This is a genomic window from Terrabacter sp. P2_E3 (genome assembly GCF_056403915.1).
The window spans coordinates 86,739-112,419 of sequence record NZ_JBFUEN010000009.1; the positions used below are offsets into that span (position 1 = coordinate 86,739).

At 71.1% G+C, this 25,681-nt stretch carries 25 protein-coding genes; 16 read left to right on the forward strand and 9 right to left on the reverse strand.

Going from position 1 to position 25,681, the window contains the following annotated elements:
• Positions 1-65: 65 nt before the first annotated feature.
• Positions 66-3,098: a glycoside hydrolase gene (locus AC1DW8_RS12805; RefSeq protein ID WP_478094434.1), complete on the reverse strand. Its 3,033-nt coding sequence runs from the start codon at positions 3,096-3,098 to the stop codon at positions 66-68.
• Positions 3,099-3,255: 157 nt separating this feature from the next.
• Between AC1DW8_RS12805 and AC1DW8_RS12810 the strand changes: the two genes are divergently transcribed.
• The 12 genes from AC1DW8_RS12810 (at position 3,256) to AC1DW8_RS12865 (ending at position 15,604) form a co-directional block, all read left to right on the forward strand.
• Positions 3,256-4,296 carry a LacI family DNA-binding transcriptional regulator gene (locus AC1DW8_RS12810; protein WP_478094436.1) on the forward strand — a complete coding sequence of 347 codons (1,041 nt, stop codon included), beginning with the start codon at positions 3,256-3,258 and terminating at the stop codon, positions 4,294-4,296.
• 9 nt (positions 4,297-4,305) lie between these two features.
• Positions 4,306-4,665, forward strand: a complete 360-nt coding sequence (locus AC1DW8_RS12815) for a histidine triad nucleotide-binding protein (protein ID WP_056780126.1) — start codon at positions 4,306-4,308, stop codon at positions 4,663-4,665.
• Complete coding sequence (locus tag AC1DW8_RS12820) at positions 4,662-6,194, forward strand: S10 family peptidase (RefSeq protein WP_478094438.1); 1,533 nt, start codon at positions 4,662-4,664, stop codon at positions 6,192-6,194. The genes AC1DW8_RS12815 and AC1DW8_RS12820 overlap by 4 nt, the downstream gene beginning before the upstream one ends.
• A gap of 13 nt (positions 6,195-6,207) precedes the next feature.
• Positions 6,208-7,431: a PhoH family protein gene (locus AC1DW8_RS12825; protein ID WP_056825696.1), complete on the forward strand. Its 1,224-nt coding sequence runs from the start codon at positions 6,208-6,210 to the stop codon at positions 7,429-7,431.
• The gene (gene ybeY, locus AC1DW8_RS12830) at positions 7,428-7,895 is read left to right on the forward strand and encodes an rRNA maturation RNase YbeY (protein ID WP_056824909.1); all 468 of its coding nucleotides are present in this window, start codon (positions 7,428-7,430) and stop codon (positions 7,893-7,895) included. Before AC1DW8_RS12825 ends, ybeY begins: the two co-directional genes overlap by 4 nt.
• 19 nt (positions 7,896-7,914) lie before the next feature.
• Entirely contained in the window at positions 7,915-9,228 is a 1,314-nt protein-coding gene (locus AC1DW8_RS12835) for a hemolysin family protein (protein WP_056780121.1), read from the forward strand.
• Positions 9,209-10,183 carry a GTPase Era gene (gene era, locus AC1DW8_RS12840; protein WP_056780119.1) on the forward strand — a complete coding sequence of 325 codons (975 nt, stop codon included), beginning with the start codon at positions 9,209-9,211 and terminating at the stop codon, positions 10,181-10,183. The genes AC1DW8_RS12835 and era overlap by 20 nt, the downstream gene beginning before the upstream one ends.
• A gap of 64 nt (positions 10,184-10,247) precedes the next feature.
• Complete coding sequence (locus AC1DW8_RS12845; RefSeq protein ID WP_478094442.1) at positions 10,248-10,517, forward strand: VOC family protein; 270 nt, start codon at positions 10,248-10,250, stop codon at positions 10,515-10,517.
• A gap of 40 nt (positions 10,518-10,557) precedes the next feature.
• On the forward strand, positions 10,558-10,701 hold the full coding sequence (locus AC1DW8_RS12850) for a hypothetical protein (protein WP_478094444.1): 144 nt from the start codon (positions 10,558-10,560) through the stop codon (positions 10,699-10,701).
• Positions 10,702-10,736: 35 nt separating this feature from the next.
• On the forward strand, positions 10,737-12,074 hold the full coding sequence (locus tag AC1DW8_RS12855) for a hypothetical protein (RefSeq protein WP_478094446.1): 1,338 nt from the start codon (positions 10,737-10,739) through the stop codon (positions 12,072-12,074).
• A 197-nt stretch (positions 12,075-12,271) separates the two neighbouring features.
• A complete protein-coding gene (leuA, locus tag AC1DW8_RS12860; RefSeq protein WP_056780111.1) occupies positions 12,272-14,029 on the forward strand; it encodes a 2-isopropylmalate synthase in 1,758 nt (585 codons plus the stop codon).
• A gap of 36 nt (positions 14,030-14,065) precedes the next feature.
• Positions 14,066-15,604, forward strand: a complete 1,539-nt coding sequence (locus AC1DW8_RS12865; protein WP_478094448.1) for a glycosyltransferase family protein — start codon at positions 14,066-14,068, stop codon at positions 15,602-15,604.
• A gap of 10 nt (positions 15,605-15,614) precedes the next feature.
• Here AC1DW8_RS12865 and AC1DW8_RS12870 read toward each other — a convergent pair whose 3' ends face one another.
• Together AC1DW8_RS12870 and AC1DW8_RS12875 are read right to left on the reverse strand one after the other, a co-directional pair.
• Complete coding sequence (locus AC1DW8_RS12870; protein WP_478094450.1) at positions 15,615-16,430, reverse strand: maleylpyruvate isomerase family mycothiol-dependent enzyme; 816 nt, start codon at positions 16,428-16,430, stop codon at positions 15,615-15,617.
• Positions 16,431-16,444: 14 nt separating this feature from the next.
• The gene (locus tag AC1DW8_RS12875) at positions 16,445-17,095 is read right to left on the reverse strand and encodes an alpha-ketoglutarate-dependent dioxygenase AlkB (protein ID WP_056780102.1); all 651 of its coding nucleotides are present in this window, start codon (positions 17,093-17,095) and stop codon (positions 16,445-16,447) included.
• A 120-nt stretch (positions 17,096-17,215) separates the two neighbouring features.
• Between AC1DW8_RS12875 and recO the strand changes: the two genes are divergently transcribed.
• The gene (gene recO, locus AC1DW8_RS12880) at positions 17,216-17,944 is read left to right on the forward strand and encodes a DNA repair protein RecO (RefSeq protein ID WP_020142562.1); all 729 of its coding nucleotides are present in this window, start codon (positions 17,216-17,218) and stop codon (positions 17,942-17,944) included.
• A gap of 37 nt (positions 17,945-17,981) precedes the next feature.
• The gene (locus AC1DW8_RS12885; RefSeq protein WP_478094453.1) at positions 17,982-18,761 is read left to right on the forward strand and encodes an isoprenyl transferase; all 780 of its coding nucleotides are present in this window, start codon (positions 17,982-17,984) and stop codon (positions 18,759-18,761) included.
• A 111-nt stretch (positions 18,762-18,872) separates the two neighbouring features.
• On the opposite strand, the gene AC1DW8_RS12890 is transcribed toward AC1DW8_RS12885, so the two are convergent.
• The 5 genes from AC1DW8_RS12890 to AC1DW8_RS12910 form a co-directional block, all read right to left on the reverse strand.
• Positions 18,873-19,301 (reverse strand): Fur family transcriptional regulator, encoded by a 429-nt coding sequence (locus AC1DW8_RS12890; protein ID WP_056780097.1) that lies wholly within the window; start codon positions 19,299-19,301, stop codon positions 18,873-18,875.
• On the reverse strand, positions 19,298-20,365 hold the full coding sequence (locus AC1DW8_RS12895) for a metal ABC transporter permease (protein WP_478094455.1): 1,068 nt from the start codon (positions 20,363-20,365) through the stop codon (positions 19,298-19,300). The genes AC1DW8_RS12890 and AC1DW8_RS12895 overlap by 4 nt, the downstream gene beginning before the upstream one ends.
• Positions 20,362-21,207, reverse strand: a complete 846-nt coding sequence (locus AC1DW8_RS12900; RefSeq protein WP_478094457.1) for a metal ABC transporter ATP-binding protein — start codon at positions 21,205-21,207, stop codon at positions 20,362-20,364. The genes AC1DW8_RS12895 and AC1DW8_RS12900 overlap by 4 nt, the downstream gene beginning before the upstream one ends.
• Positions 21,204-22,205: a metal ABC transporter substrate-binding protein gene (locus AC1DW8_RS12905; RefSeq protein ID WP_478094459.1), complete on the reverse strand. Its 1,002-nt coding sequence runs from the start codon at positions 22,203-22,205 to the stop codon at positions 21,204-21,206. Before AC1DW8_RS12905 ends, AC1DW8_RS12900 begins: the two co-directional genes overlap by 4 nt.
• A 63-nt stretch (positions 22,206-22,268) precedes the next feature.
• Positions 22,269-22,559, reverse strand: coding sequence for a DUF6703 family protein (locus AC1DW8_RS12910; protein ID WP_020142556.1), 291 nt, complete (start codon positions 22,557-22,559; stop codon positions 22,269-22,271).
• 78 nt (positions 22,560-22,637) lie between these two features.
• Here AC1DW8_RS12910 and AC1DW8_RS12915 point away from each other — a divergent pair, with 78 nt between their 5' ends.
• Entirely contained in the window at positions 22,638-24,032 is a 1,395-nt protein-coding gene (locus AC1DW8_RS12915; protein WP_056780093.1) for a glycine--tRNA ligase, read from the forward strand.
• Between the two features lie 161 nt (positions 24,033-24,193).
• Positions 24,194-24,757 (forward strand): HEAT repeat domain-containing protein, encoded by a 564-nt coding sequence (locus AC1DW8_RS12920; protein ID WP_478094462.1) that lies wholly within the window; start codon positions 24,194-24,196, stop codon positions 24,755-24,757.
• An 81-nt stretch (positions 24,758-24,838) separates the two neighbouring features.
• Here AC1DW8_RS12920 and AC1DW8_RS12925 read toward each other — a convergent pair whose 3' ends face one another.
• The gene (locus tag AC1DW8_RS12925; protein ID WP_478094464.1) at positions 24,839-25,678 is read right to left on the reverse strand and encodes a sulfurtransferase; all 840 of its coding nucleotides are present in this window, start codon (positions 25,676-25,678) and stop codon (positions 24,839-24,841) included.
• Positions 25,679-25,681 lie beyond the last annotated feature (3 nt).

Here is a 25,681-nt window from a genome sequence, read left to right on the forward strand (position 1 = left end):
ATGCGCCGCAGGTCCACGGCTGCCCGGGGGCTGCCGTGGACCTGCGGTTCGAGCGACCGGTCGGGTCAGCCGGCCGCCTTGGCCAGGACCTCGACCTCGCTGACGGTCATGTAGCTCGCCGCCGTCATGACGACCCGCACTGCCGAGGTACGTGTGGGGGTGATCGGCACCGTCACCACCGGTGCGGCTGGTCCGCTCGCAGCCACCGTCACCTCGCTCGACACGGGGGTCCAGGTGCTGCCGACGAGCGCCTCGACGTGGAGCGTCCGGGCGTAGCTGACGTTCCCGCCGTCCTGGTAGAAGCGGGTCGTCACCCGGGTGACGTCCCGAGCGCCGGGCAGTGTGACCGTCAGGGTGTCGCCGGGACGCTGGGTGCCCGAGCGCCAGTTCGACCAGGCCTTGTCGGTCAGCACGCCGTTGACGATGCCCTGCACGGAGTAGCCCGGCTCCGTGAAGGTGGCCGAGGCCGTCGTGCCCGGGGCGAGGGCCGCATTGGCCTCGACCGGCTCGGTCACCGTGACGACCGCCGTGGCCGGTGCGGTGGACCCGTCGGGCAGGGTGGCTCGGCCGGGCAGCGTGACCGTGCCGAGCGAGTCGTACGCCGCGCCGGTCGTGTCCCACGCCACCGGCAGGGTGACCATTACGTCGTAGCGGTCCGACGTCGCCGTGACGGTTGCCGGCAGGTCCGGCGTGCCGCCGACGTACGTGCGTGCCGCGGCCGGCGTGGTCGACGAGATGGCGTCAACGGTGACGACGGCCCGCGCCGCGTACTCCCGCCCGGTGGCGGGGTCGGTGGCCGTGCCGAAGACGAAGACCTGGCCCGGGCGGGCCCACCGCACCGCGGGCACGGGGCGCCACGTCACGGGCAGGGCGGCCGTCGCGGCGCCGACGCGGTCGGGCGTCACCGCCGTGGGAAGGGTCGGAGCAACTCCGGGCATCGTGAAGACCGCGACGTCGGCGACGCCGCGCACGGTCTCGTCGACGAGTCGCCACCGCTGGTTCGCGGCGGCGTTCGGCTGCCAGACCCCCACGGACGAGCCGTCGGCCGTGGCCTGTCCGCCCACCTCGACGTTGCCGGGACCGGTCGCGCTCGAGATCGTCCACGTGCCGTCGCCCGTGGTCGAGAGGTACCACTGTGCCGTTGCGTCCGGCGTGGTCTGCGCCGCCTCGAGGACGAGAGCGCCGGATCGCAGGGCGACCTGACGACCGTCGAGTGCTCGCAGCTGGTAGCGCTCACGGTTCGTGTCGCCGCCCGTGACCTTCGTCGCGGTCCAGCGCTGGTCGGCGCTCGCGGTGTCCGTCGTGCGGATCGCGATACCGGTCTGCTCGGCATCGAGGGAGCGCCCGCTCTGGACGCCGACGAAGCGGTACACGTGGCCCTCCTGGAAGGTCGGCGCGTCCGTGGCGACGCCACGGACGTCGGAGACGACGAGGGTCGTGACGGACTGGGCCGGCACCCGCACCGTGGCCGAGGTGCCGTCGACCGCCACCGGGGTCTGCGACCGGAGTGCGCCGTCGGCGTCGGTGACGACGGCGGTCACGCTGGCCTTGGGGCCGATCTTGCCGAACTTCGAGAGGTCGATCGCGAGGTCCTGCGCTGTCGTCGAGCCGTTCGTGTGCACGAGGGTCGCGGTGCGCGCGTCCGGACGGATCGCGGCGATCGTGCTCGTGTCGTCGACCTTGACGACGTGGTCGCCGGGACGGATGTAGTGCGTGAAGTTGCGCACGGTGTTGAACTTCTGGTTCGTGTAGATGGGGCAGGTGGCCAGCGTGTCCTTGGCCGTGCAGTCGAAGCGCATCTGGATGCTGCCCCAGTTGGCGCCCGCCGCGCTCTCCCCGCCGGGCTTCATGTTGTCGTAGTCCTCGACGGGCTGCCAGAAGACCCACGCCGACGGCTCGAGCTCGCGCAGGTCGTCGGTCATCCGCTGCGCCATGCCGATACCGGGCTCCATGGAGGTGAAGCTCTGGCCGTTGCCCCAGCTGCCCTCGACCTCGGACATCCACAGAGGCTTGTCGTCGGACTTGCTGAGGTCACGCACGGCCGTCCGCTGGGCGGTGCCGTAGGTGTGGACGTTCATCCGCGACACGGCGGCCTTGACGTCGGCCGGGTAGCTCATCCAGTTGGTGACGAAGGTCCCGGGGTTGGTCTCGTCCATCGCCGCGATCTTCGCGTCTGTCCCTGAGCCCGCGAGGCGCTGGTCGAGCGAGCGCACGACGTCCTGCTGCAGCAGTGGTCCGATGTGGGCGCCCTCCTGGCGGCCGCCCGTGGGCCGGCCGTCGGCGCCGAGCTGGGTGCCCCAGTAGCTCGTGTTCGGCTCGTTGAAGGGGTCGATGGTGTCGACCTTGATGCCGTGCGCCGCCTCCAGGTGCTCGGTCACCTTGACGAGGTATGCCGTGAAGTCGCCGATGCTCGTGCGCTTGAGCTGGTCCTGGCCGGCGTTGTAGTTCCCCGAGACGTAGCCGCTCTCGGTCATGAACCATGGCGGGGAGTTGCTGAAGGTCTCCCACTTCGTGATGCCGCCCTTGATGCGGTCGACCCACCAGCGCTGGGTCTGGTCGGCATCCCAGTTCCAGTCGGCCGCGTCGTCCGGCGACCACCAGTCGACGTCGGTCCGCGTCGTGCCCTCCGGTGCCTTCCACCAGCCCTGCACGGCGCCGCCGGGACGCAGGTAGTCCTCGACGTCCGGCGCGTTGCCGCCGCCGATGTTGTAGCGCGCGATGTTGAGCGCGAGCCCGTCCTTGCCGAAGACGAGGTCGGCGAGCTTGTTGCGGACGGCGTCGGGGTAGTCGCCTGTCGCGTTGGCGAACCACACGAGGCTCGTGCCCCAGCCCTCGAAGGCGGGCTGCTGGTAGGACGGGTCGGGGGTGAGGCGCACGACAGTGACACCGTCGCCGCTGGGGGAGGCGGCCGTGGCGGAGGTCGTGGAAGCAGCGGCCGGTGCGGGCGCCGCAACGGCGACGGAACCGGCGAGCAGCGAGCCGACGGCGACCGTGACGGTCGCCAGGGCGCCCGAGGCGACGCGGGTGGGACGGGTCTCATGGGTTGGTGCCTTCCTGGAGCGACGGCGGTGGCGGTCCGGGGTGAAGGCGCACCCCACGCCCGGAATGAGCGTATGTTTGCGCAAACATCGGCCGCCGACACGGTCCCAGCCGGGCTGTACGGGTGTCAAGGGGCCGTCTCGCGGCGGCTGGCAGGATGGCGTCGGAAGCGGACGGCATACGCGAGCAGGACGAATGGGACGAGCAGGAGGAACGGTGGGGGAGCGACGAGCGGTGTCGATGGCCGACGTGGCGCGCCTCGCCAACGTCTCGTCTCAGACGGTGTCCCGCGTGGCGAACGGCGAGACGAGCGTCGTCGAGAGCACGCGCCAGACGGTGCTCCGCGCCATGGAGGAGCTCGGCTACCGTCCCAACAGCGCGGCGCGAGCCCTCAAGCGTGGGGCGTTCCGCGCCATCGGGGTCATGACGTTCACCCTGTCGACGACCGGAAACGTGCGCACGCTGGAGGGCATCGTCGCGGCGGCCGCCGTGCACGACTACGCGGTGACCCTCATCCCGGTCAACGCCCCCTCCCAGGACGCCGTCCGCGGAGCCTTCACGCGGGCCGGTGAGCTCGCCGTCGACGCCGTGGTCGCCATCATGGAGACCCACCTCGCGAGCGACGCCCCCGCGCCCTACCCGCCCGGTTTCAAGGTCGTCGTCGCCGACTCCGACGACGCCGGCGACCGTCACCCCGTCGTCGACACCGACCAGGCGGCGGGCGCCGCCTCGGCGACCGACCACCTGCTCGACCTGGGGCACCGCACCGTGTGGCACGTGGCCGGCCCCGAGAGCTCGTATGCCGCCCAGCGGCGTCGCGATGCCTGGCGGGCGCGGCTCGTGGCCAGGGGGCTCGAGGTGCCTCGGGTGCTGCACGGTGACTGGACGCCCGAGTCCGGCTATGAGATCGGTCTTCGGCTGGCCGACGAGCCTTCCTGCACAGCGGTTTTCGCCGCCAATGACCAGATGGCACTCGGGCTCCTCCGAGCCCTCCACGACCGCGGCCTGCGGGTCCCTGAGCAGGTGAGCGTCGTCGGGTTCGACGACGTGCCCGAGGCGGCGTCATACATCCCCCCGCTCACCACGGTGCGCCAGGACTTCGAGCAGATCGGCCGGCTCTGCGTCGAGCAGGTGCTCGGCCAGGTGCGGGGCACGGGGCCGACCACCGGCACGACCCTCGTGCCGACGCAGCTCGTCGTGCGGGCGAGCAGCGCCGCGCCGGGCCGCACGGGTGCGCGCCGACCACGTCGTGCCTAGGGTGCAGTCATGACCTCGCAGACCCCCAGTGACTGCCTCTTCTGCAAGATCGTCGCCGGTGAGATCCCGTCCGACCGGGTCGCCGAGAGCGAGCGGTCGATCGCCTTCCGCGACATCAGCCCCGCCGCGCCGATCCACGTCCTCGTCGTGCCGAGGCGCCACGAGCCGACGGTGGGTGCCCTGGCGGCGGCGTCCGGTGACGACCTCACCGACGTCTTCCGGCTCGCGGCCCGCGTCGCGGAGCAGGAGGGCGTGACCGACGCCCACCGGATGATCGTCAACACCGGCAGCGGCGCCGGCCAGACCGTCTTCCACGCACACGTCCACCTGCTCGCCGGCGCGGCCTTCACCGAGGGGAGGATGGTGTGAGCGACGAGACCTCCGCCATCGACGAGAAGCCCGACGCGACAACGGGATCGGCGGCCGAGAAGCCCAAGACCGATGCCGCCGAGGCGAAGCCGGTCGACCCCGTCGACGACCTCGTGACGACCCACCACACGCTCAAGATCGGCCGGCGTCGGCTGCGCTACACCGCGACGACAGGGCGGGTCGTGCTCCGCGAGGAGGAGCACAAGGACGGCACCTTCGGCGGCCACAAGGCGCGCGCGGAGCTGTCGATGACGAGCTACGTCCTCGACGACGCCGATGCGCGCACGCGTCCGGTCACCTTCGCCTTCAACGGTGGTCCCGGCAGCTCGAGCGTCTGGCTGCACCTCGGCCTGCTCGGTCCGCGCCGCGTCGTCAGCGGCGACGTGGGCGCCCTCCAGCCGCCCCCGTACGACCTCGTCGACAACCCCGAGTCGCTCCTCGCGGTCAGCGACCTCGTCTTCATCGACCCCATGTCGACCGGCTACTCACGCGCGGTCGAGGGCGGCAAGCCGGGGGACTACCACGGCTACCAGAAGGACATCGAGTCCGTCGGCGAGCTGATCCGGCTCTGGACCTCGCGCAACGGCCGCTGGATGTCGCCCAAGTTCGTCGCGGGGGAGTCCTACGGCACCCTCCGCGGCGCGGCGCTCGCCGAGCACCTCCAGTCCCGCTACGGCATGTACCTCAACGGGCTCGTCCTCATCAGCAGCGTCCTCGACCTCAGCTCGGTCGACTTCGAGAACCAGCGCAACGACCGCGCGCACGCGCTCTACCTGCCGACGTATGCCGCCGTGGCCCACTTCCACGGCAAGCACGGCCGCCGCTCGCTGCGGTCCGTCCTCGAGGAGGCGGAGGCGTATGCCGCCCGCGACTACCCGTGGGTGCTCTCTCGTGGCCACCGGCTGACGAAGGCCGAGCGCGCCGAGGCGGTCTCGACCCTGGCCCGGCTCTCGGGGCTGACCGAGGACTACGTCGACCGCGCCGACCTGCGCATCGAGCACTGGCGCTACTTCACCGAGCTGCTGCGCGACGAGCGCCTCTCCGTGGGTCGGCTCGACGCCCGGTTCACGGGACCGGCCGCCGCCGCCATCGCCGAGAACATGGACGCCGACCCGTCTCACGACGCCATCGCCGGCCCCTACGCCGCGGCCTGGAACCACTACGTCCGCGACGAGCTCGGCTACGTCAGCGACCTGCACTACGAGCAGATCTCGCGTCTCGTGCACCCGTGGTCGTTCAAGGACTTCGAGGGGCGGCCCATCGACGTGTCCCCGAAGCTCGAGCGCGCGATGCGCCAGAACCCGCACCTCAAGGTCCACATCGCCTACGGCTACTACGACGGCGCCACGCCGCACTTCGCCGCGGAGGACGTGGTGGCCCACCTGCATCTTCCTGCCGACCGGCTCGCGAACGTCGAGCACGCCTACTACGAGGCCGGCCACATGATGTACGTCCACGAGCCGTCACGCGTGCAGCAGAGCAAGGACCTTGCGGAATTCGTGGTGAGGAGCTCGGGCCGCGACACGTAGACTCGTGACCACGATGAATGACGCGCAACCTCGACCATCCGACAGCGACGGCCCTGACGCCCCTGACGGCACGCAGCTCCCCGTGGGAGCCGAGAGCGGCAGTGACACGCCGGTGCTGACCCGGCAGATCCCGCCGCCGATCGACATGGTGACTCTTCTCGGTCCCCGCGACGAGCTGCTGCGCACCATGGAGCGCCAGTTCCCGCTCGTCGACACCCACGTGCGCGGCAACGAGATGACCTTCGCGGGACCCGCCGGTGAGCTCGAGATCATCGACACCCTCGTCGACGAGCTGCTGACGATCGTCTCGACCGGCCAGCCGCTCAACCGCGACGCCGTCGAGCGGTCGATCTCGATGCTGCGCGGGCAGACGGCCGAGCGCCCGGCCGACGTGCTGACGATGAACATCGTCAGCAGCCGCGGTCGCACGATCCGTCCGAAGACGCTGAACCAGAAGCGCTACGTCGACGCGATCGACGAGCACACCGTCGTCTTCGGCATCGGCCCCGCCGGCACCGGCAAGACCTACCTCGCGATGGCCAAGGCGGTCGCGGCGCTGCAGGCCAAGCAGGTCAACCGCATCATCCTGACCCGCCCCGCCGTCGAGGCCGGCGAGCGTCTCGGCTTCCTGCCCGGCACGCTCAACGACAAGATCGACCCCTACCTGCGCCCGCTCTACGACGCGCTGCACGACATGGTCTCGCCCGAGACGATCCCGCGGCTGATGGCGTCCGGCACGATCGAGGTGGCCCCGCTCGCGTACATGCGCGGTCGCACGCTCAACGACGCGTTCATCATCCTCGACGAGGCCCAGAACACCTCGAGCGAGCAGATGAAGATGTTCCTCACGCGTCTCGGCTTCGGCTCGAAGATGGTCGTGACGGGCGACATCACCCAGGTCGACCTCCCGGGTGGCACCCGGTCGGGTCTGCGGGTCGTGCGCGACATCCTCGAGGGCGTCGAGGACGTCCATTTCGCCGAGCTGACCTCGCACGACGTCGTGCGCCACCGCCTCGTCAGCGCCATCGTCGACGCCTACGAGCGCGACGAGGTGCGTGCCGAGCGTCGGGCCCGGTCCCGGGCCGCATCGGGCGACCACCGTGACCACCGTGGGTCGCGGCGGAACTCCGACCGTTCCCCGGACCGGGGAGCCGAGCGCGACGACCACGGGCGCGACCACCGCGACGACCGCGACGACCACGGCGGACGCCGTGACGCCACGGAGGCCGGCGCGTGAGCATCGACGTCCTCAACGAGACCGACCACGATGTCGACGAGCTCGAGCTGCTGGCCTGCGCCGCCTACGTCATGGAGCAGATGCGGGTCCACGCGCAGGCCGACCTCTGCATCAAGCTCGTCGACGAGGACGCCATGGAGGTCCTCCACGTGCAGTGGATGGACCTGCCCGGGCCCACCGATGTCATGAGCTTCCCGATGGACGAGCTGCGACCGGGTCGCGAGGGCCAGGAGCCCGAGGAGGGCACCCTCGGCGACATCGTGCTCTGCCCGTCCGTGGCGACGAAGCAGGCGCTCGATGCCGGTCACGCGCCGATGGAGGAGATGCTGCTGCTCACGACGCACGGCATCCTCCACCTGCTCGGCTACGACCACGCCGAGCCGGACGAGGAACGCGAGATGTTCGAGCTGCAACGTCAGCTGCTGCTCACTTTCCTCGCCACGCGCAACCGCCCGAGCGCCTGACCGCGGACGAGAGACCGAGATGTTCCCGCAGTTCGCGCTCCCGGCCCTCATCAGCATCGTCGTGGCGTTCCTGCTGTCGGCCGCCGAGGCCGCCATCTTCCGCATGTCCCGCGTGCGCGCCCAGGAGCTGTTCGACGAAGGTCGGTCGGGCGCCAAGTCGCTGATGACCGTGGTCGGCGACTCACCGGCATACCTCTCGGTCATCGCGTTCCTGCGCGTCGTCGCCGAGGCCACCGCGGCGGTGCTCGTCACCCTGGCCGTCGCCGGGCGCTTCGAGTCGACGTGGAGCCGCGCCCTCATCAGCATCACGATCATGGCCGTCGTGTCGTTCGTCGTCGTCGGCGTCTCGCCGCGCACCCTCGGACGGCAGAACTACGACACCGTCGCGCTGTGGAGCGCCCCCTTCGCCGTCGGCCTGCGCCGCGTGCTCGGGCCGGTGGCCAAGCTCCTCGTCGTCCTCGGCAACGCGGTCACGCCCGGCAAGGGCTACACCGACGGCCCCTTCCAGACCGAGTCCGAGCTGCGCGACCTCGTCGACATGGCCGGTGACTCCGACGTCATCGAGGCCGACGAGCGCGAGATGATCCATTCGGTCTTCGAGCTCGGCGACACCCTCGCCCGCGCGGTGATGGTGCCGCGCACCGACATGGTCGTCCTCGACGCGGACAAGACGCTGCGCAGCGCGATGTCGCTCTTCCTCCGCTCGGGCTTCTCCCGGATCCCGGTCGTCGGCGAGGACAGCGACGACGTCCGGGGCCTGCTCTACTTCAAGGACGTCGCCCGCCGGCTCAACGCCGCCCCCGAGGACGGCCGCCACCCCGCCACCGAGGTCATGCGGCCCATGCACTTCGTGCCCGAGAGCAAGCCGGTCGACGACCTGCTGCGCGAGATGCAGCGCGACCAGAACCACTTCGCCATCGTCGTCGACGAGTACGGCGGCACCGCCGGCCTCATCACGATCGAGGACATCATCGAGGAGATCGTCGGCGAGATCGCCGACGAGCACGACCGCGAGGCGCCCGGCATCGAGCAGCTCGAGGACGGCACCCTGCGGGTGCCGGCGTCGATGGACATCGACGATCTCGCCGAGCTCTTCGACGTCAGCATCGACGAGGAGGACGTCGACACCGTCGGCGGACTCCTCACCAAGGTGATCGGCCGGGTCCCGATCGTCGGGTCGTCCGGTACGGTCGCTGGGCTGGAGCTGACGGCCGAACGCATGGCCGGACGCCGCCACCGCGTCGCGTCGGTCATCGTGCACCGGGCCTCGGTGCCGGAGGACGACGCCGCGTACACCGAGACGGAGGACGCCCATGGGCACCCAGGACGCTGACCCGACGCACGGCGACACCGCGGCCTCGGGGACGACCGACCGGTCCGCCGACTACCGGGCGGGCTTCGCCTGCCTCGTGGGGCGGCCCAACGCGGGCAAGTCGACGCTGACCAACGCGCTCGTGGGCCAGAAGGTCGCGATCACGAGCTCGAAACCGCAGACGACCCGTCACACGATCCGGGGCGTCACGACGACCGCGACGGCCCAGCTGATCCTCGTCGACACCCCGGGTCTCCACAAGCCGCGGACCCTCCTCGGCCAGCGCCTCAACGACCTCGTCCGCGAGACGCTCCTCGAGGTCGACGTCATCGGCTTCTGCCTGCCGGCCGACCAGCGCATCGGCCCCGGCGACACCTTCATCGCCCACGAGCTCGCCGAGCTGCGTTCGGTCCGGCGCCGTCCGGTCGTCGCCATCGCCACGAAGGCCGACGCCGTCGACCGCGAGCGGCTCGCGGAGCACCTCATCGCCATCGACCAGCTGGGGGAGTGGGACGCGATCATCCCGTGCTCGGCCGTCTCCGGGAGCCAGGTCGAGGAGGTGCGCGACGTCCTCGCGTCCTTCCTGCCGCGCTCGCCGCAGCTCTACCCCGACGGAATGCTCACGGACGAGCCCGAGATGGTCATGATCGCCGAGCTCGTGCGCGAGGCTGCGCTCGAGGGCGTGCGCGACGAGCTGCCGCACTCGCTCGCCGTCGTCGTCGAGGAGATGGTGCAGCGCGAGGGGCGGCCCGACGACAAGCCGCTGCTCGACGTGCGCGTCAACGTCTTCGTCGAGCGCCCCAGCCAGAAGGCCATCGTCATCGGACGCGGCGGCTCCCGGCTGCGCGAGGTCGGCACGAACGCCCGCAAGGGCATCGAGGCGCTCCTCGGGCAGAAGGTCTACCTCGACCTCCACGTCAAGGTGGCCAAGGACTGGCAACGCGACCCCAAGCAGCTCCAGCGCCTCGGCTTCTGACCTGCGACGGGCACTGCAACGCAACGGGTTTCTCGTTCGTGGCCCGGTCCTCCAGCCTGCCGCGATGAGCAGCCCCATCCAGCGCCGCGTCGGTCAGGTCTTCGTCCCGGTCCGCGACATGGCCGCTGCCATCCGGTGGTATGCCGCCGTGCTCGGTTTCGAGACCGACGTGGCCTCCCACGACGGCACGATCTACGACATCCCGACGGACGGGCAGACCCCGAAGGCGCTCGGCGTGAGGATCACCTCGGACGTCGAGGACGTCGGCAGCGTCGTCTTCGTGCAGTTCGAGGACCCTGACGGCAACGCGCTCATGGTCTGCCAGGGCGCCTGAGGTCAGCGTCTCGCCCTACACTCCGGGCAAGGAGGCAGACATGTCCGAGCAGCCAGCGCACGACCACGAGCTCGAGGTCCTCGAGGAGGACCAGACGGTGCCGCCGCGTCCGGAGGAGCAGATCGCCGACGCCCGCGAGGACTCGACCGAGGCGGACACCACCGGCTCTGGGGCGACAGCGTGAGGGACGACCCGTGGGGTCGAGCCGAGGCACCAGCGGTGGCCGAGGCTGATCTCGAGCCGCTGCCTCCTGCCCTGGCTGACATCGAGGCCATGCTCGAGATCGGTGAGGACCGGGTGCTCGCCCCGGGCGAACGGCTCACGCTTCCAGGGCTGGTCGATCTGCCAGAGATCGCGAGCCTCGCTGCGGAGGGCTGGGAGCCGTTGCCCACCGGGTTCATGGGCTTCGAGTGGGCCCTGCTCCCGGCGATCTGGCCGAGAGAACACCGTCGGTGGGTCCGTGACCGCATGCCGTGCTTCGGACTCATGTCCTACGACGACGAGGAGACCCGGCTCGGCCCCGAGACGGGACGTGACACCCACCAGCGGTGGATGCTTGCGCGGATGGCCCGGTCCGTCGACCTCCCGCCCCCGCCCCCGGACCGTATCTGGCTGCTGCGCTCGCCCTGGGCGACCATCCCGCTGTCGAGCCTGCTGCTCGTCATCGGCCAGCACCGTGACCGGAACGGGTTCGGCTGGGACTCCCTCGCGAACATGCGGGCTGCTCAGGACCTCCTGTCGCGTACCGAGGACGAGGTCTGGGCCATGTGGACCGGACGGCAGGCTGACGCCGCGCGCAGCTGGATCGGGACGGAGCGTGGACCGCGGGGCGCTGAGCACTGGATCAGGCTGGGGCTGGGTCCCCGTCACGTGGAGACCCTGCTGGCACCTCTCGAGGGCGATGGCGCGGGGCTCGACCTGGAGCAGGCCCGGGCCTGGGCCGAGGTGATCGCGATGCGCGAGGAGCCGGGTGCCCACGTGGTCCGGCACATCATCGACTGGCGGCGGGCCGGGCTGCCTGCAGATGCCGATGTCGAACGGCTCGGCATGGTCCTGCTCGAGCGAGACCCGGGCGACGTGGCGCACTGGCTCGATTCCGGTCTCACCGTCGACGACGTCGCTGTGTGGCAGGGAGATGACCTCGAGCGGGCCCGGCGGTGGAGCGATGCGGGTTTCGGCGCGCGCGAGGCGCGGGAGCTGGTTCTCGCCGATCCCACCCTCACCCCGGCTGAGGCACGTGCCTTCGATGCCTCCGGCATCGACCCGTCGGTCCGGCACCGTTGGGTCGCTGCAGGATTCACGCCGGAGCAGGCTGACGCATGGACCGATCTCGACATCGTCGCGTCCGAGGCGCGCGTCTGGCGGTCGCTCGGCAAGGGACCCAGCGAGGCTCGGGACCAACGGGCCTCGGGAGGAGGCGCCCTTCCGCTCGGAGTGGAGGTCGGATGGGCGGCGATGGGCTCTGACCGCGACGACGTCAGCTATGGCGTCACCGATCCGCCGGGCACGCGCGGAACCGTGGCGAACACCGGTCCGGACGGCATGCCGCTTCCCTGACCAGCCCCGGGTCTCACGATCCGGGCAGCGGTCCCGAGGGGTGGACGCGAGCGGAGCGACCGGCATACGGTGAACAGGTGCGAGCGGTGAGCCTCCTTCTTCTCTGCCGCGACGAGGCCTGACCCCGGCCCTCCTCGTCGCGGAGTTTCCCGTGTCCGGCCGGACACCGAGCGAAACGCAGACGAGAGAGTGACGCGATGATCCACCCCCAGCAGACGTCGGGAATGCCGTTCCAGAAGTACGTCCCCTTCCACGAGCAGATCCCGTTCGAGCTCCCGGACCGCACGTGGCCGACGAAGCGCATCGCGTCGGCCCCGCGCTGGTGCGCCGTGGACCTGCGCGACGGCAACCAGGCGCTCATCGACCCGATGAACTCCGAGCGGAAGCTCCGGATGTTCCAGCTGCTCGTGAAGATGGGCTACAAGGAGATCGAGGTCGGCTTCCCGTCGGCGAGCCAGACCGACTTCGACTTCTGCCGTGAGCTCATCGAGGGCGGACACATCCCCGACGACGTGACGATCCAGGTGCTCACGCAGTGTCGCGACCACCTCATCGAGCGCACCTACGACGCGATCCGGGGCAGCAAGCAGGCCATCGTCCACTTCTACAACTCGACGTCGGCGCTGCAGCGCAAGGTCGTCTTCGGCCTCGACCAGGACGGCATCATCGACATCGCCGTCCAGGCCGCGCGCCTGTGCAAGAAGCTCGAGGAGACGATCCCCGACACGACGATCTACTACGAGTACTCACCGGAGTCCTACACCGGCACCGAGCTCGACTTCGCGATGCGGATCTGCAACGCCGTCGTCGACGTCATCGACCCGACGCCCGACCACAAGATCATCGTCAACCTGCCGGCGACCGTCGAGATGGCGACGCCCAACGTCTACGCCGACTCGATCGAGTGGATGGTCCGCCACCTCGAGCGCCGAGAGTCGATCGTCGTGAGCCTGCACCCCCACAACGACCGCGGCACCGGCGTGGCCGCGGCCGAGCTCGGCTACCTCGCCGGCGCCGACCGCATCGAGGGCTGCCTGTTCGGCAACGGTGAGCGCACGGGCAACGTCTGCCTCGTCACCCTCGGGATGAACCTCTTCAGCCAAGGCGTCGATCCGCAGATCGACTTCAGCGACATCGACGAGGTGCGCCGCACCGTCGAGTACTGCAACCAGCTGCCCGTGGGCGAGCGCCACCCCTACGGCGGCGACCTCGTCTTCACGGCCTTCTCGGGCTCGCACCAGGACGCCATCAAGAAGGGCTTCGAGGCCATGGCGTCCGAGGCCGAGGCGAAGGGCACGGGGATCGACGACCTCGTCTGGGGCGTCCCCTACCTCCCCATCGACCCGCACGACCTCGGCCGCTCCTACGAGGCCGTCGTCCGCGTCAACAGCCAGTCCGGCAAGGGCGGCGTCGCGTACATCATGAAGACCGAGCACCAGATGGACCTGCCGCGTCGGCTGCAGATCGAGTTCTCCGGTGTCGTCCAGCGCGGTGTCGACCAGGACGGCGGCGAGGTCGCTCCAGCCGACCTGTGGGCGAAGTTCCAGGACGAGTACCTCCCCGACCCGAGCCGGGCCTGGGGCCGCTTCGAGCTCGTCAACGTCGTCACCGACTCGACCGTCGACGGGGCGAGCACGATCGAGGCGACCGTCCGCGACGGTGGCGAGTCCCTGACCGTCACCGGCACGGGCAACGGCCCCATCGCGGCCTTCGTCGATGCGCTCTCGACCGTAGAGGGCACCCCGGACGTCCGGGTCCTCGACTACGCCGAGCACGCCCTCTCCGCGGGTGGCGACGCCCGCGCCGCGGCCTACGTCGAGTGCGCCGTCGGCGACCGCGTCCTCTGGGGTGTCGGCGTCGACCCGTCGATCGTCACGGCGTCCATCAAGGCGATCGTCTCGGCGGTCAACCGCGCCCACCGCGACGCCGTTCCGAGCCCCTCGTCGGACGCCTGATCTGACGCCCACCCGCGTGGGGTAGCGTCTGGCGCCATGGAGTCCCCGGTCGGTCGAGCGCTGCTTCGACTGGCCGGGGTCTCGCTCGTCGCGGTCGCGGTCGTCGGACTCGTCGCGCCCCGACCGGTCAACGTCGAGCACCGCTGGCAGGTGGTCGTGCCCGTCACCCTCGGGCTGGTGCTGCTCGCTGCGGTCGTCCGCGTCCCTGCGTGGGCGAAGCGGCGCTGGGTGCCGGTGGTGATCGCGATCGGCGGAGGCCTCGTCGCGACGCTCGTCGGTCTCATGACGCGCTACCGCTACGGCTGGGACGCGCGGATCGTCATGGACATGGCACGCAGCCTCCAAGCAGGGCGACGGCTCAGCCAGGGCGAGTACGACTACCTCTCCCTCTACCCCAACAACCTGCCGCTGCTCGCCATCGACAGAATGGGCGTCGCTGTGGGACAGGCGTTCTCGCTCGCACCCGACGCCGTCCTCATCCCGCTCAACGGGATCTGCGTGGGCCTGACGCTGTATGCCGTCCACGACCTCGTCGGGCGCGTGGCAGGTCGCGGTCCTTCCCTCGGCGCCCAGCTCGCGACCCTCGTCCTCGTCGGCACGAGCCCGTGGCTGGCGGTGCCCTACACCGACTTCTACGCGATGCCGTTCGTCGTCGGGGGAGTGGCCCTGGCCGTCCGGGCCATGACCCCGCGGCCGCGCACGGGACGAGTCGTCCTGTGGCTGCTCGCGATCGTGTCGGTCACGGTGGCCTACTCCATCAAGACCACCCCGGTCGTCATCGCCATCGCGGCGGTCCTGACGGCGGTCGTGGCGATCTTCGACCACGACCTCCTCCCGGCCCGGCGCGCGGGCGTCATCGCCGCCTGCGCGGCCTCCGCCCTCGCGTTCGTCGTCCTCGGCGTGGGCCTCGGCGCCGCGGCCACCGCGGCCTCCGGGGTCGACTCCGCGCGCATCGACACCGCGGTCTCGCCCCCGATCCTCTGGTGGGTCGCGCTCGGCGCCGACGAGCAGCGCTCGCCCACCGGCGTGGTCAGCTACGGCGCGTTCTCACGGGAGATGGTCGACGCGGTGACCGGCCGCAGCCAGGCCGAGATGAAGACGTATGCCGCAGGCGCCTTCGCAGACCGGTGGGCCGAGCGAGGTCTCGGCGGCACGCTCGCCTTCTACGGCAGCAAGGCGGCCTGGAACTGGGGCGACGGGATGTTCTGGGCGTGGGGGGAGGGCCCCGACTCGCTGCCCGGCACGCTCGCGCCGGCGACCGGCGTGACCGGGATCGTGCACGACCTCAACGGCTTCCACGGGTCGGGCTACCAGCTGCGCGCCGACGTGACCCAGGCAGTGTGGCTGGCCGTGCTGCTCGTGGCCGGCGTCGGGCTGCTGCGCGCGCCCTACCGGCGGGAGACGCTGCTCGTCGCTGGCTCGGTGCTTGGCATCGCGGCCTTCACGCTCGTGCTCCAGGGACGCTCGCGCTACCTCTTCGCGTTCGTCCCTCTCGTCGTCGTCCTGGCCGCGATGGTCCACGCCTGGCTCCCTCGCCCGAGGCGAGCAGGTCGCCTCGGGCGCCGCACCGGCTGAGCCGTCCGGGTCAGTCGATCGAGTCGGTGAGCACGGCGTCGACCGCGGCCAGCGCCGCCGTGTCGCCGTCGCGCGTGATCTCGCCCTCGACCGGACGGTTCCAGAGCCAGCAGTCGATGTCGGCTGCGGACCCGCTGATCTCGGCCGCCGCGGCGTCGTCCGGTCCGTCGCTGACGAGGAAGCGCTGCACGTCGATCTCGTCGCCGTTCCACGTGCCGGTGACGCGCACGGGGGTGACCGTCCACGCGTGCATGGCATCGACCGTCGCGATCGTCACCGGCGCCGAGACCGGTACGTGCGTCAGGTCGGGCTCGGGCTCGTGGCCGCGCATGATCCGCAGGGCCTCGTCGATGCCGTCGGCGGCCAGCCGGCAGTCGAGCGGGCTCCGCTCACCGACCGTGAGCTCGGCGTCGACGCGGTGCACCATCGCCTCGTGGGCCTGGCGCCGACGGATGTAGCCGGCGGTCTTGTCGTCGGACCACATCCAGAGCGGCGTCTCGGGCGGAAGGCCGCTGAGCACCCGGTGCAGCCGCTCGCTCGAGCGGTCGAAGAAGGCGAGCAGCCCGGCGCGGTCGCCCGGACGCTGCTCACGGGTCGCGTTCATCGCATCGAGGTCGGCCGGGTCGGTGAGCCCGCGCTCGGCGATCTCGCCCCAGAACCACTGCACCTCACCGAGGTGCCACAGCAGGTCGTCGGCGTCCCAGTCGGGACACGTCGGCACCCGGGCGTCGGCTGGTGCCGTCGCGAGCACCGTCCGGAAGCGGGCCGAGTCGGCCGCGAGGTGGTCGAGGAAGGGAAGGGGGCCACCTGAGCGGCTGGACGGCATACGTGGGTCTCCTGTCAGCGAACGCCGGCTACACGGAACTGCACCGAGATGCGCGGTCCCATCGGCTCGGACGTCTTGGGGACCGAGTGGTCCCACGTCCGCTGGCACGAGCCGCCCATCACGACGAGGTCACCATGTCCGAGGGGATAGCGCAAGCTCTTTGTCGTCGAGCCGGGGATCGGTCCGCCGTCACGGGGACGGAGGGCGAGTGTGCGTGCGGAACCGAGCGAGAGGATCGCGATCATCGTGTCGCTGTCGCGCGAGCGCCCGATGCGGTCGCCGTGCCAGGCGACGCTGTCGCGACCGTCGCGGTAGAGGCACAGGCCGGCCGTGACGAACGGTTCGCCGAGCTCGGGCGCGTAGTGACGGCTCAGGGCGTCGCGGGCCTCGACGAGCATCGGGTGGGGCAGCCTCTCGTCGCCGGCGTAGAACTTCGTCAGCCGGGGGACGTCGACGACGGAGTCGTACATCTGCCGGCGCTCGGCGTGCCACGGCACGTCACGCAGCAGGGCCGTGAAGAGCTCGTCGCCGGCCGCGAGCCAGCCGGGACGGACGTCGACCCACGCGCCGTGGGCCAGGTGGTGGCGGGTCTTCCCGGTGCCGACGTCGCGCAGCGTCATCGCGTCGGTGAGGTCGAGGAGCGAACCCTGGAGAGAGAGGTCCATGGCCCCACGATAGCCCACGGGTCGAACGGGTGTTCGACTCCCGGCGGTGTTTCGCGTCGACCTCGTGGACACCGGCGCGTGCGGTGCCGCCGACGCCTCGGCGGGGGAGACAATGGACCCATGCCCCTCTACCGTGACGAGGCGATCGTCCTGCGCACCCACAAGCTGGGCGAGGCCGACCGCATCATCACGATGCTGACCCGCACGCGGGGTCGGGTCCGCGCCGTCGCCAAGGGGGTGCGCCGCACGAAGTCCCGCTTCGGGTCGCGCCTCGAGCCCGGCATGGTCATCGACGTGCAGTGCTACGAGGGTCGCAACCTCGACACCGTCACGCAGGTCGAGACCCTGGCGCCCTACGGCGACGCGATCGCCCGCGACTACATCGCGTACACGTGCGCCACCTCGATGCTCGAGACGGCGCTCCAGCTCACCGAGGAGCACGAGCCGCAGACGCAGCAGTACCTCCTGCTCGCCGGCGCGCTGCGCTCCCTCGCCGAGCACAGCCACGACGCCGGGCTCGTCCTCGACGCCTACCTGCTGCGCTCGCTCGCCGTCGCCGGCTGGGCACCGAGCTTCGTCGACTGCGCGAAGTGCGGGGCCCCGGGCCCGCACCGGGCCTTCAACGTGCAGGCCGGCGGCGCCGTGTGCTCCGTATGCCGTCCGCCCGGCTCGAGCGCCCCTGCCCCCGAGACCTTCGAGCTGCTCGCGTCACTGCTGACCGGCGACTGGGACGTCGCCGACGCGAGCGACGAGCGGTGCCGCAGGCAGGGCAACGGCCTCGTCTCCGCCTTCCTCCAGTGGCACATCGAGCGAGGGCTGCGGTCGCTGCGCCTCGTCGAGCGCGCCTGAGCCAGCAGCGAACCCGATCCCGACCGACCGGAGCCCCATGTACGCCAAGCCCTTCCCGCACCCGTCCGGCGCCACCCCGCCCGTCATCGCGCCTGCCCTGCTGCCCAAGCACGTCGCGATCGTCATGGACGGCAACGGCCGGTGGGCCAACGCGCGAGGGCTCCCGCGGACCAAGGGCCACGAGGCCGGGGAGGCGTCGCTGCTCGACGTCGTGGCCGGAGCCATCGACGTCGGCGTGACCCACCTGTCCGCCTACGCCTTCTCGACCGAGAACTGGCGGCGGTCTCCCGACGAGGTGCGCTTCCTCATGGGCTTCAACCGCGACGTCATCCGCCGACGACGCGACCAGCTCCACGAGTGGGGCGTGCGGATGCGCTGGGTGGGTCGGGCGCCGCGCCTGTGGCGCTCGGTCATCAAGGAGCTGGAGATCGCCCAGGAGCTGACGCAGCACAACACCGGGCTCACCCTCTACTTCTGCGTCAACTACGGCGGGCGTGCCGAGATCGCCGATGCCGTGCAACGGATCGCCCACGACGTCAAGGACGGTCGGCTCCGACCGGGCTCGGTCGACGAGAAGACGATCAAGCGCTACCTCGACGAGCCGACGATGCCGGACGTCGATCTCTTCGTGCGCAGCTCCGGAGAGCAGCGCACGAGCAACTTCCTGCTGTGGCAGTCGGCCTACGCCGAGATGGTCTTCCAGAACCGGCTGTGGCCCGACTACGACCGTCGCGATCTCTGGGCCGCGATCGAGGAGTACGTCGACCGCGACCGCCGCTACGGCGGAGCCGTCGACGCCCCGACAGCCAGCTCCTGACGGCAGCGGCACGCAGCCTTCTCGATCGAACGCCGCGTTCGGTGTCGAAAACCTCGGTAGAACACGGCTTTCGAGACCGAACGCGGCGTTCGGTGCGGAGAGCTGCTGGGGTCAGTCGGCGGTGGCGGTGCAGTCGGCGCAGGTGCCGAAGATCTCGAGGGTGTGCGTCACACCGCTGAAGCCGTGGTCGCTCGCGATCTTGTCGGCCCACTTCTCGACGGCCGGGCCCTCCACCTCGACGGTGCGACCGCAGGCCCGGCACACGAGATGGTGGTGGTGGTGGGTCGAGCAGGCCCGGTAGACGGCCTCGCCGTCGTCGGTGCGCAGCACGTCGACGGTGCCGGCCTCGACCATCGACTGGAGCGTCCGGTAGACCGTCGCCAGCCCGACGCCGGCTCCCGCGTCGCGGAGCCGGGCGTGCACCGTCTGGGCGGAGGTGAAGTCGTCGGAGCGCTCGAGCAGCTCGGCGACGGCCACCTGCTGCCGGGTCGGCTTGCGTGAGGTCGCCGCGGAGCCCGAGGTGTTGGTGCTGCTCGTCATGATCTCGATCCTGTCGTCGGGCCGGAGGTCGTGCCGGAGGTAGTGCCGGCCGGGCCGGCGCCCGCCGTCCCCGGGCCGGGCGGGGCGGGGTGGTCGTGATGGACGCCGTGCTCGTCGTAGTGGCCCTCGTGGGCGGCGTGCAGGTGCCCGTCGTGGACGTAGTCGACGTGGTCGCCGTGCGTCACCGCAGGGTGACCGCACTCGGCGCCGTGCTCGTGCGCGTGGGTCTCCGCGACGTCGTGCCTCCTCCTGCCGACCCTGGCCAGCACGCTGGTGACGACGGCGGTGACGACGAAGAGCGCGACGGCGAGCAGGACGATGGTGCCACCGGACGGTGTGTCGAGCGGGTAGGAGAGCGCCACGCCGCCGACCGAGGAGACGAGACCGAAGGCGATGGCCCACCGGACGCCGCCGCTGAAGGACCGTGCGACGAGCTGGCTCGCGGCGTTGGGCACGATCATGAGCGCGCTGATGAGCAGGAGCCCGACGACGCGCATGGCGACGACCACCGTGGTCGCGGTGAGCACGGCCAGCACGATGTTGAGCGGCAGCACGGGCAGGCCGACGGCGCGGGCGTACTCCTCGTCGTTGGCCACCGCGAAGAGGCGCGGCCGCAGCGCCCACGTCGTGACGGAGATGAGCAGCGCGAGCCCGGCGAAGACGTAGAGGTCGGTGCGCTGGGTCGTGAGGATCGACCCGAAGAGGTACTTCATGAGGTTCGCGGGAGTGCCGCTGGGAGACTTGCTGATGATGACGACGCCGCCGGCGATGCCGCCGTAGAAGATGACCGCGAGGGCCACGTCACCGTTGGTGCGGCCGCGGGCGCGGAGCAGCTCGATGACGACGGCGGCGATGACCGCGGCCAGGAGCGCCGTCAGCACCGGCGCGGCCCCGGACACGAGGCCGATCGCGACCCCGGCGAGGGCGACGTGGCCCATGCCGTCGCCGATGAGCGAGAGCCGGCGCTGGACGAGGAAGATCCCCACCATCGGCGCGACGGTGCCCACGAGCAGGGCGGCGATGAGCGCCCGCTGCATGAAGTCGACGGAGAGCAGGTCGATCACGGTCGGCTCCTGTCGGTGCGGTCGACGTCGAGCGGGCCGTGGGACAGCGACGGGTGGTGGCCCTCGAGCTCGAGGTCGTGGTGGTGGCTGTCGTGGTCGTGGTGGACGCTGTCGCGCGCCGTGGCATACGCGCGGGGTGTCCCGTCGAAGCGGATGCGTCCGCCGTCGATGACGACGATGCGGGTCAGCAGGCGCTCGAGCGCTCCGAGCTCGTGCGTGACGATGACCATGGTGACGTCGCGCTCGACGAGGCGGTCGAGGACGTCGGCGAGCACGTGCTGGTTCGCGGCGTCGACCCCGGCGGTCGGCTCGTCCATGATGAGGACGTCGGGCTGCCCGGCGAGGGCGCGGGCGATGAGGACCCGGCGTTGCTGGCCGCCCGAGAGCGTGCTCACCTCGGTCGCGGCGCGGTCGGCGAGACCGACGACGTCGAGCGAACGGGCCACGATCTGCCGGTCGGTGGCGCGGAGCCGGCCGAGCCAGCCGATGCGGGGGAGTCGCCCCGTGGCGACGATCTCCTCGGCGGTGGCCCGGACGGACGCCGAGAGCGTATGCCGTTGGGGCACGTAGCCGAGGCGGGCGCGGTCGTGGAACTCGGTGCTGTCGATGCCGAAGAGCGTCACCGTGCCGGCGACCTTCTCGTTGAGGCCGAGCACGCCCTTCATGAGCGTCGACTTGCCCGACCCGTTCGGTCCGACGATCGCCACGATCTCACCCTTGCGGATGGACAGGTCGACGTCGCTGAGGACGGTGCCGTCGCCGTAGCCGAAGCTCGCGCCGCGCAGGGTGACGACCGCGTCCGACGGTGCGGCATCCCGGGGGACGAGCGGTGCCGACCTCATGAGCACTCCTGACCGTCGCGCAGGGCCACGAGGTTGCTCCGCATGACCTCGAAGTAGTCGGTGCCGACCGACGCGCTCGTGATCCCCTCGATGGGGTCGAGCGTCGCGACCTTCGCACCCGTCGACTCCGCGACGGTCTGGGCGAAGTGCGGCTCGACGAGCGTCTCCTGGTAGATCGTGGTCACGCCGGCAGACCTCACGAGGTCACCGACGGCCTTGAGGGCTGCCGCGCTCGGCTCGGCCTCGGGCGAGACGCCCGTGATGCCGCGCTGGTGGAAGCCGTAGCGCGCCGCGAGGTAGCCGAAGGCGGCGTGGCTCGTGACGAGCTCCTTGACCGTGCACTGGCGCAGGCCTGTCCGCATCTCGTCGTCGAGCTCGGATAGCTTCTCGACGAAGACCGCGGTGTTCTTCGCGTAGGTCGCGGCGTTCTCCGGGTCGTCCTGCGACAGGCGCGCGCTGACGGCCTCGGCCACGGCGGCGTAGCGCGACGGGTCGAGCCAGAAGTGGGGGTCGTCCGCCCCGTGGTCGTGGCCGTCGTGCCCGTCACCGGCGTCGGTGGTGTCGTGCGGCTCGGTCTCGGTGCCGGACTCGTCAGCGTGGTCGCTGCCGTCGGTCGACGCGGGTACGAGCTTCGCGACATCAGCGACGTCGAGCACCTTCGCGGCGTCGACGAGCCCGACGGCCTCGTCGACCGCCGGCTGGAAGCCGTCGGCGTAGACGACGAGGCGTGCCTTCGTCATGCCACCGATGTCCTGCGGCGCCAGCTCGAGGTCGTGCGGCTCTGCGCCGGGCTTCGTCAGGACGGTCACCGAGAGCCGGCCGCCGGTGATCTGCTGCGTCGCGAACTGGATGGGGTAGAAGGACGTGACGATCGAGCCGTCCGCGGAGCCGGCGCCGGATCCGGTGTCAGGACCGCTCTGGCAGGCGGCCGTCGTGAGCGCCAGTGCCGTCGCGGCGACGATCGCGGACAGGGCGCGGCGTGGGGGAGCGGGGGGCATGACACCCATCATCACTCAAAGTGAGAATGATTGTCAAAACCGTTCTCGCGAACGGTGCGGCTGTCAGCCGGCCGGGACGATCCTCACCACGGCGACGGCCACGGCGAGCACGAGCACCGCCGTGCGCATCAGCCGCTCGGGCAGGGTCAGTCGCTGCCAGGTGAGGAAGAGCAGCCAGCCGACGAAGGCCGCGACGACGAGGAAGGCGATGCCACCCCACGGGCGTGGCGCGAGGATGCCGACCGCCAGCAGGACGACGAGGCCGCCGAGCGCGACGGGACGCGGGACGGCGTTGAGGCGCTCCACCCACGGGTAGGAGGCGTGCTCGAGACGGGAACGGAAGCTCAGGGCCACGCGACGAGCCTAGGGGACGCGACGGCATACCCCGGACGCGTGGCAAAGCAGTGGCGGCGGCCCGATAACCTGTCCCGCATGGCCAAGCAGACTTCCATCGTGGACACCGTCGTCAGCCTCTGCAAGCGCAGGGGCTTCGTCTTCCCGAGCGGTGACATCTACGGAGGCACCCGGTCTGCCTGGGACTACGGCCCCCTCGGCGTCGAGCTCAAGGAGAACATCCGCCGTCAGTGGTGGAAGTCGATGGTGACGAGCCGCGACGACGTCGTCGGCCTCGACTCCTCGATCATCCTCCCGCGCGAGACGTGGGTCGCCTCGGGCCACGTCGGCACGTTCACCGACCCCCTCGTCGAGTGCCTCAGCTGCCACAAGCGCCGCCGCCAGGACCACCTCCAGGAGGCGCTCGCCGAGAAGAAGGGCATCGAGGACCCCGACTCGATCCCGATGTCCGACATCGTGTGCCCCGACTGCGGCACCAAGGGCCAGTGGACCGCGCCCCGCGAGTTCAACATGATGCTCAAGACCTACCTCGGCGTCATCGAGGACGAGTCGGGCCTGCACTACCTGCGCCCCGAGACCGCCCAGGGCATCTTCGTCAACTTCAACAACGTCATGCAGGCCTCGCGCAAGAAGCCGCCGTTCGGCATCGCCCAGACCGGCAAGAGCTTCCGGAACGAGATCACGCCGGGCAACTTCATCTTCCGCACCCGCGAGTTCGAGCAGATGGAGATGGAGTTCTTCGTCAAGCCGGGCGAGGACGACGAGTGGCTCCAGTACTGGCTCGAGGAGCGCACCCGCTGGTACGTCGACCTGGGCATCAACCCCGACAACCTGCGCCACTACGAGCACGCACCCGAGAAGCTCTCGCACTACTCGAAGCGCACCGTCGACATCGAGTACCGCTTCAACTTCGCCGGCTCGGAGTGGGGCGAGCTCGAGGGCATCGCCAACCGCACCGACTTCGACCTGTCGACGCACAGCAGGCACTCGGGCACCGACCTCGTCTACTTCGACCAGCAGACGGGCGAGAAGTACACCCCCTACGTCATCGAGCCCGCAGCAGGTCTGTCGCGCTCGCTCATGACCTTCCTCGTCGACGCGTACCACGAGGACGAGGCCCCCAACACCAAGGGCGGCGTCGACAAGCGCGTCGTGCTGCGCCTCGACCCGCGCCTGGCGCCGGTCAAGGCCGCGGTGCTGCCGCTCTCGCGCAACGCCGACCTCTCGCCCAAGGCGCGTGACCTCGCGGCCACCCTCCGCAAGCACTGGAACATCGACTTCGACGACGCCGGCGCCATCGGCAAGCGCTACCGCCGCCACGACGAGATCGGCACGCCGTTCTGCATCACCGTCGACTTCGACACGCTCGAGGACCACGCCGTGACGATCCGCGAGCGTGACTCGATGGCCCAGGAGCGCGTCGCCCTCGACCAGGTCGAGGGCTACCTCGCGCAGCGCCTCATCGGCTGCTGACGCGACGCCACCGCACCGCTGACGTATGCCGTCCGCCCACCCGGGTGGGCGGCATACGTGCGCCTGTGGTGCCGTGCCTGCGGCGGGGTCGGTCGGCGAGGTCGCCGTGGTCCGGCCCGTCCCGGGCGCAGGACGTCCGGGATCGGCGGCATACTGCCGGCATGGTCGAGCACGAGGTGCTGCGCGCGACGCCCGGTGACCGGGCGCGAGCGGCCGCCGATGCGCTCGGCGACGAGGTGCTGACGTCATGGTGCGCCGACCTGCTCGCCGGGCGGGCGGCGTGGGGCGACCCCGACCTGCCCGACATCGGCTGGGTCGGCGGCCAGGTCGCGTCCGGTTGGGGTTCGCCGGACCACCTCGACGACGCCACCCGCTACTGGTCCCGGGTGTGGGCCGCCCGCACCCTGCTCTACGTCTGGACCGAGCGGTCCGGACCGGATGTCGTTGCAGGACTGGGTGATCCGGCCTGGCGTGTCCGCGAGATGTGCGCGAAGGTGGCGGCCCGCTGGGAGGTGGGTCCCGCGGCAGAGGCCTGCGCCGACCTCGTCGCGACGGATGCCGTACCCAGGGTCAGGGCTGCCGCTGCACGAGTCCTCGCGGTCACCGGCGAGGGAGAGCACGCCGCCGCCCTGCACGAGGCCTTGGACGACCCGGACGAGACCGTCTGCGCCGCGGCCGCGCGAGCACTCAGCAGGCTCGAGCGACGCCTCGACCGCGACCTCTGAACCACCAGAGGGCAAGCGCCATGCCCGTCACCCGTCGCATCCTGCTCCGGAGAGCGGAGCAGGTTTCGACAGGCGAGGAGCTCAGCCGGGGGAGTGGCCGGTCGCGACCGGCCGCGCAGGATCGCGGATCCATTCGCTCCACGAGCCGGGGTAGAGCACGGCGTCGACGCCGAGCTCGGCCAGCGCGAGCATCTCGTGGGCCGCGGTCACCCCCGACCCGCAGTAGACGCCGACGGCGCCGCCTCCGACGTCGTGACCGGCGCGCACCCGCTCCCAGTGCTCGGCGAGGTCCCGGCGGAAGGTGCCGTCGGCGGCGATCCACGCGGCCGTGGGGCTGTTGAGCGCTCCCGGGACGTGTCCGGCCACGGGGTCGATCGGCTCGGTCTCGCCGGCGTAGCGCTCAGCCGCCCGAGCGTCGAGGAGCAGCCCGTCGCGGGCCAGGGCGGCCGCACCGGCGGCGTCGAGCGTCGGCAGGTGACCGGGCCGCACCTCGACGTCGCCGTGCCGGTCGGCGGGCTCCTCGGTCGAGACGGGAAGTCCGGCCGCCAGCCACGCGGCATACCCCCCGTCGAGCACCCGGACGTCGGCGATGCCCACCCAGCGCAGCACCCACCAGGCCCGCGCGGCGGCATACGACTCCTTGCCGTCGTACGTGACGACACGGGTGTGCGCGCTGATGCCGGCGCGGCGGAGCATCGCCTCGACGACGGCGGGGTCCGGGAGGGGGTGGCGCCCGCCGTCGCCCGGGCGTGCGGCGAGCTCGGCGTCGAGGTCGACGAAGTAGGCACCGGGCACGTGGCCCGCGTCGTAGTCGGTCCGCCCCGCAGACGTGTTGGCCGTCGTCAGTGCCCAGCGGACGTCGAGCACGACGACGTCCTCGATCTCGTGGGCGAGCTCGGTGGCGGTGATGAGGTGGGTCACCGG

Bases quoted from the DNA above. Each gene is read 5' to 3' on its own strand.
- AC1DW8_RS12815 (WP_056780126.1), top strand. From the start codon at position 4,306: ATGACCTCGCAGACCCCCAGTGACTGCCTCTTCTGCAAGATCGTCGCC.
- AC1DW8_RS12825 (WP_056825696.1), top strand. From the start codon at position 6,208: ATGAATGACGCGCAACCTCGACCATCCGACAGCGACGGCCCTGACGCC.
- AC1DW8_RS12835 (WP_056780121.1), top strand. From the start codon at position 7,915: ATGTTCCCGCAGTTCGCGCTCCCGGCCCTCATCAGCATCGTCGTGGCG.
- era (WP_056780119.1), top strand. From the start codon at position 9,209: ATGGGCACCCAGGACGCTGACCCGACGCACGGCGACACCGCGGCCTCG.
- AC1DW8_RS12845 (WP_478094442.1), top strand. From the start codon at position 10,248: ATGAGCAGCCCCATCCAGCGCCGCGTCGGTCAGGTCTTCGTCCCGGTC.
- AC1DW8_RS12850 (WP_478094444.1), top strand. From the start codon at position 10,558: ATGTCCGAGCAGCCAGCGCACGACCACGAGCTCGAGGTCCTCGAGGAG.
- leuA (WP_056780111.1), top strand. From the start codon at position 12,272: ATGATCCACCCCCAGCAGACGTCGGGAATGCCGTTCCAGAAGTACGTC.
- AC1DW8_RS12865 (WP_478094448.1), top strand. From the start codon at position 14,066: ATGGAGTCCCCGGTCGGTCGAGCGCTGCTTCGACTGGCCGGGGTCTCG.
- AC1DW8_RS12870 (WP_478094450.1), bottom strand. From the start codon at position 16,430: ATGCCGTCCAGCCGCTCAGGTGGCCCCCTTCCCTTCCTCGACCACCTC.
- AC1DW8_RS12875 (WP_056780102.1), bottom strand. From the start codon at position 17,095: ATGGACCTCTCTCTCCAGGGTTCGCTCCTCGACCTCACCGACGCGATG.
- recO (WP_020142562.1), top strand. From the start codon at position 17,216: ATGCCCCTCTACCGTGACGAGGCGATCGTCCTGCGCACCCACAAGCTG.
- AC1DW8_RS12885 (WP_478094453.1), top strand. From the start codon at position 17,982: ATGTACGCCAAGCCCTTCCCGCACCCGTCCGGCGCCACCCCGCCCGTC.
- AC1DW8_RS12890 (WP_056780097.1), bottom strand. From the start codon at position 19,301: ATGACGAGCAGCACCAACACCTCGGGCTCCGCGGCGACCTCACGCAAG.
- AC1DW8_RS12900 (WP_478094457.1), bottom strand. From the start codon at position 21,207: ATGAGGTCGGCACCGCTCGTCCCCCGGGATGCCGCACCGTCGGACGCG.
- AC1DW8_RS12905 (WP_478094459.1), bottom strand. From the start codon at position 22,205: ATGCCCCCCGCTCCCCCACGCCGCGCCCTGTCCGCGATCGTCGCCGCG.
- AC1DW8_RS12915 (WP_056780093.1), top strand. From the start codon at position 22,638: ATGGCCAAGCAGACTTCCATCGTGGACACCGTCGTCAGCCTCTGCAAG.
- AC1DW8_RS12920 (WP_478094462.1), top strand. From the start codon at position 24,194: ATGGTCGAGCACGAGGTGCTGCGCGCGACGCCCGGTGACCGGGCGCGA.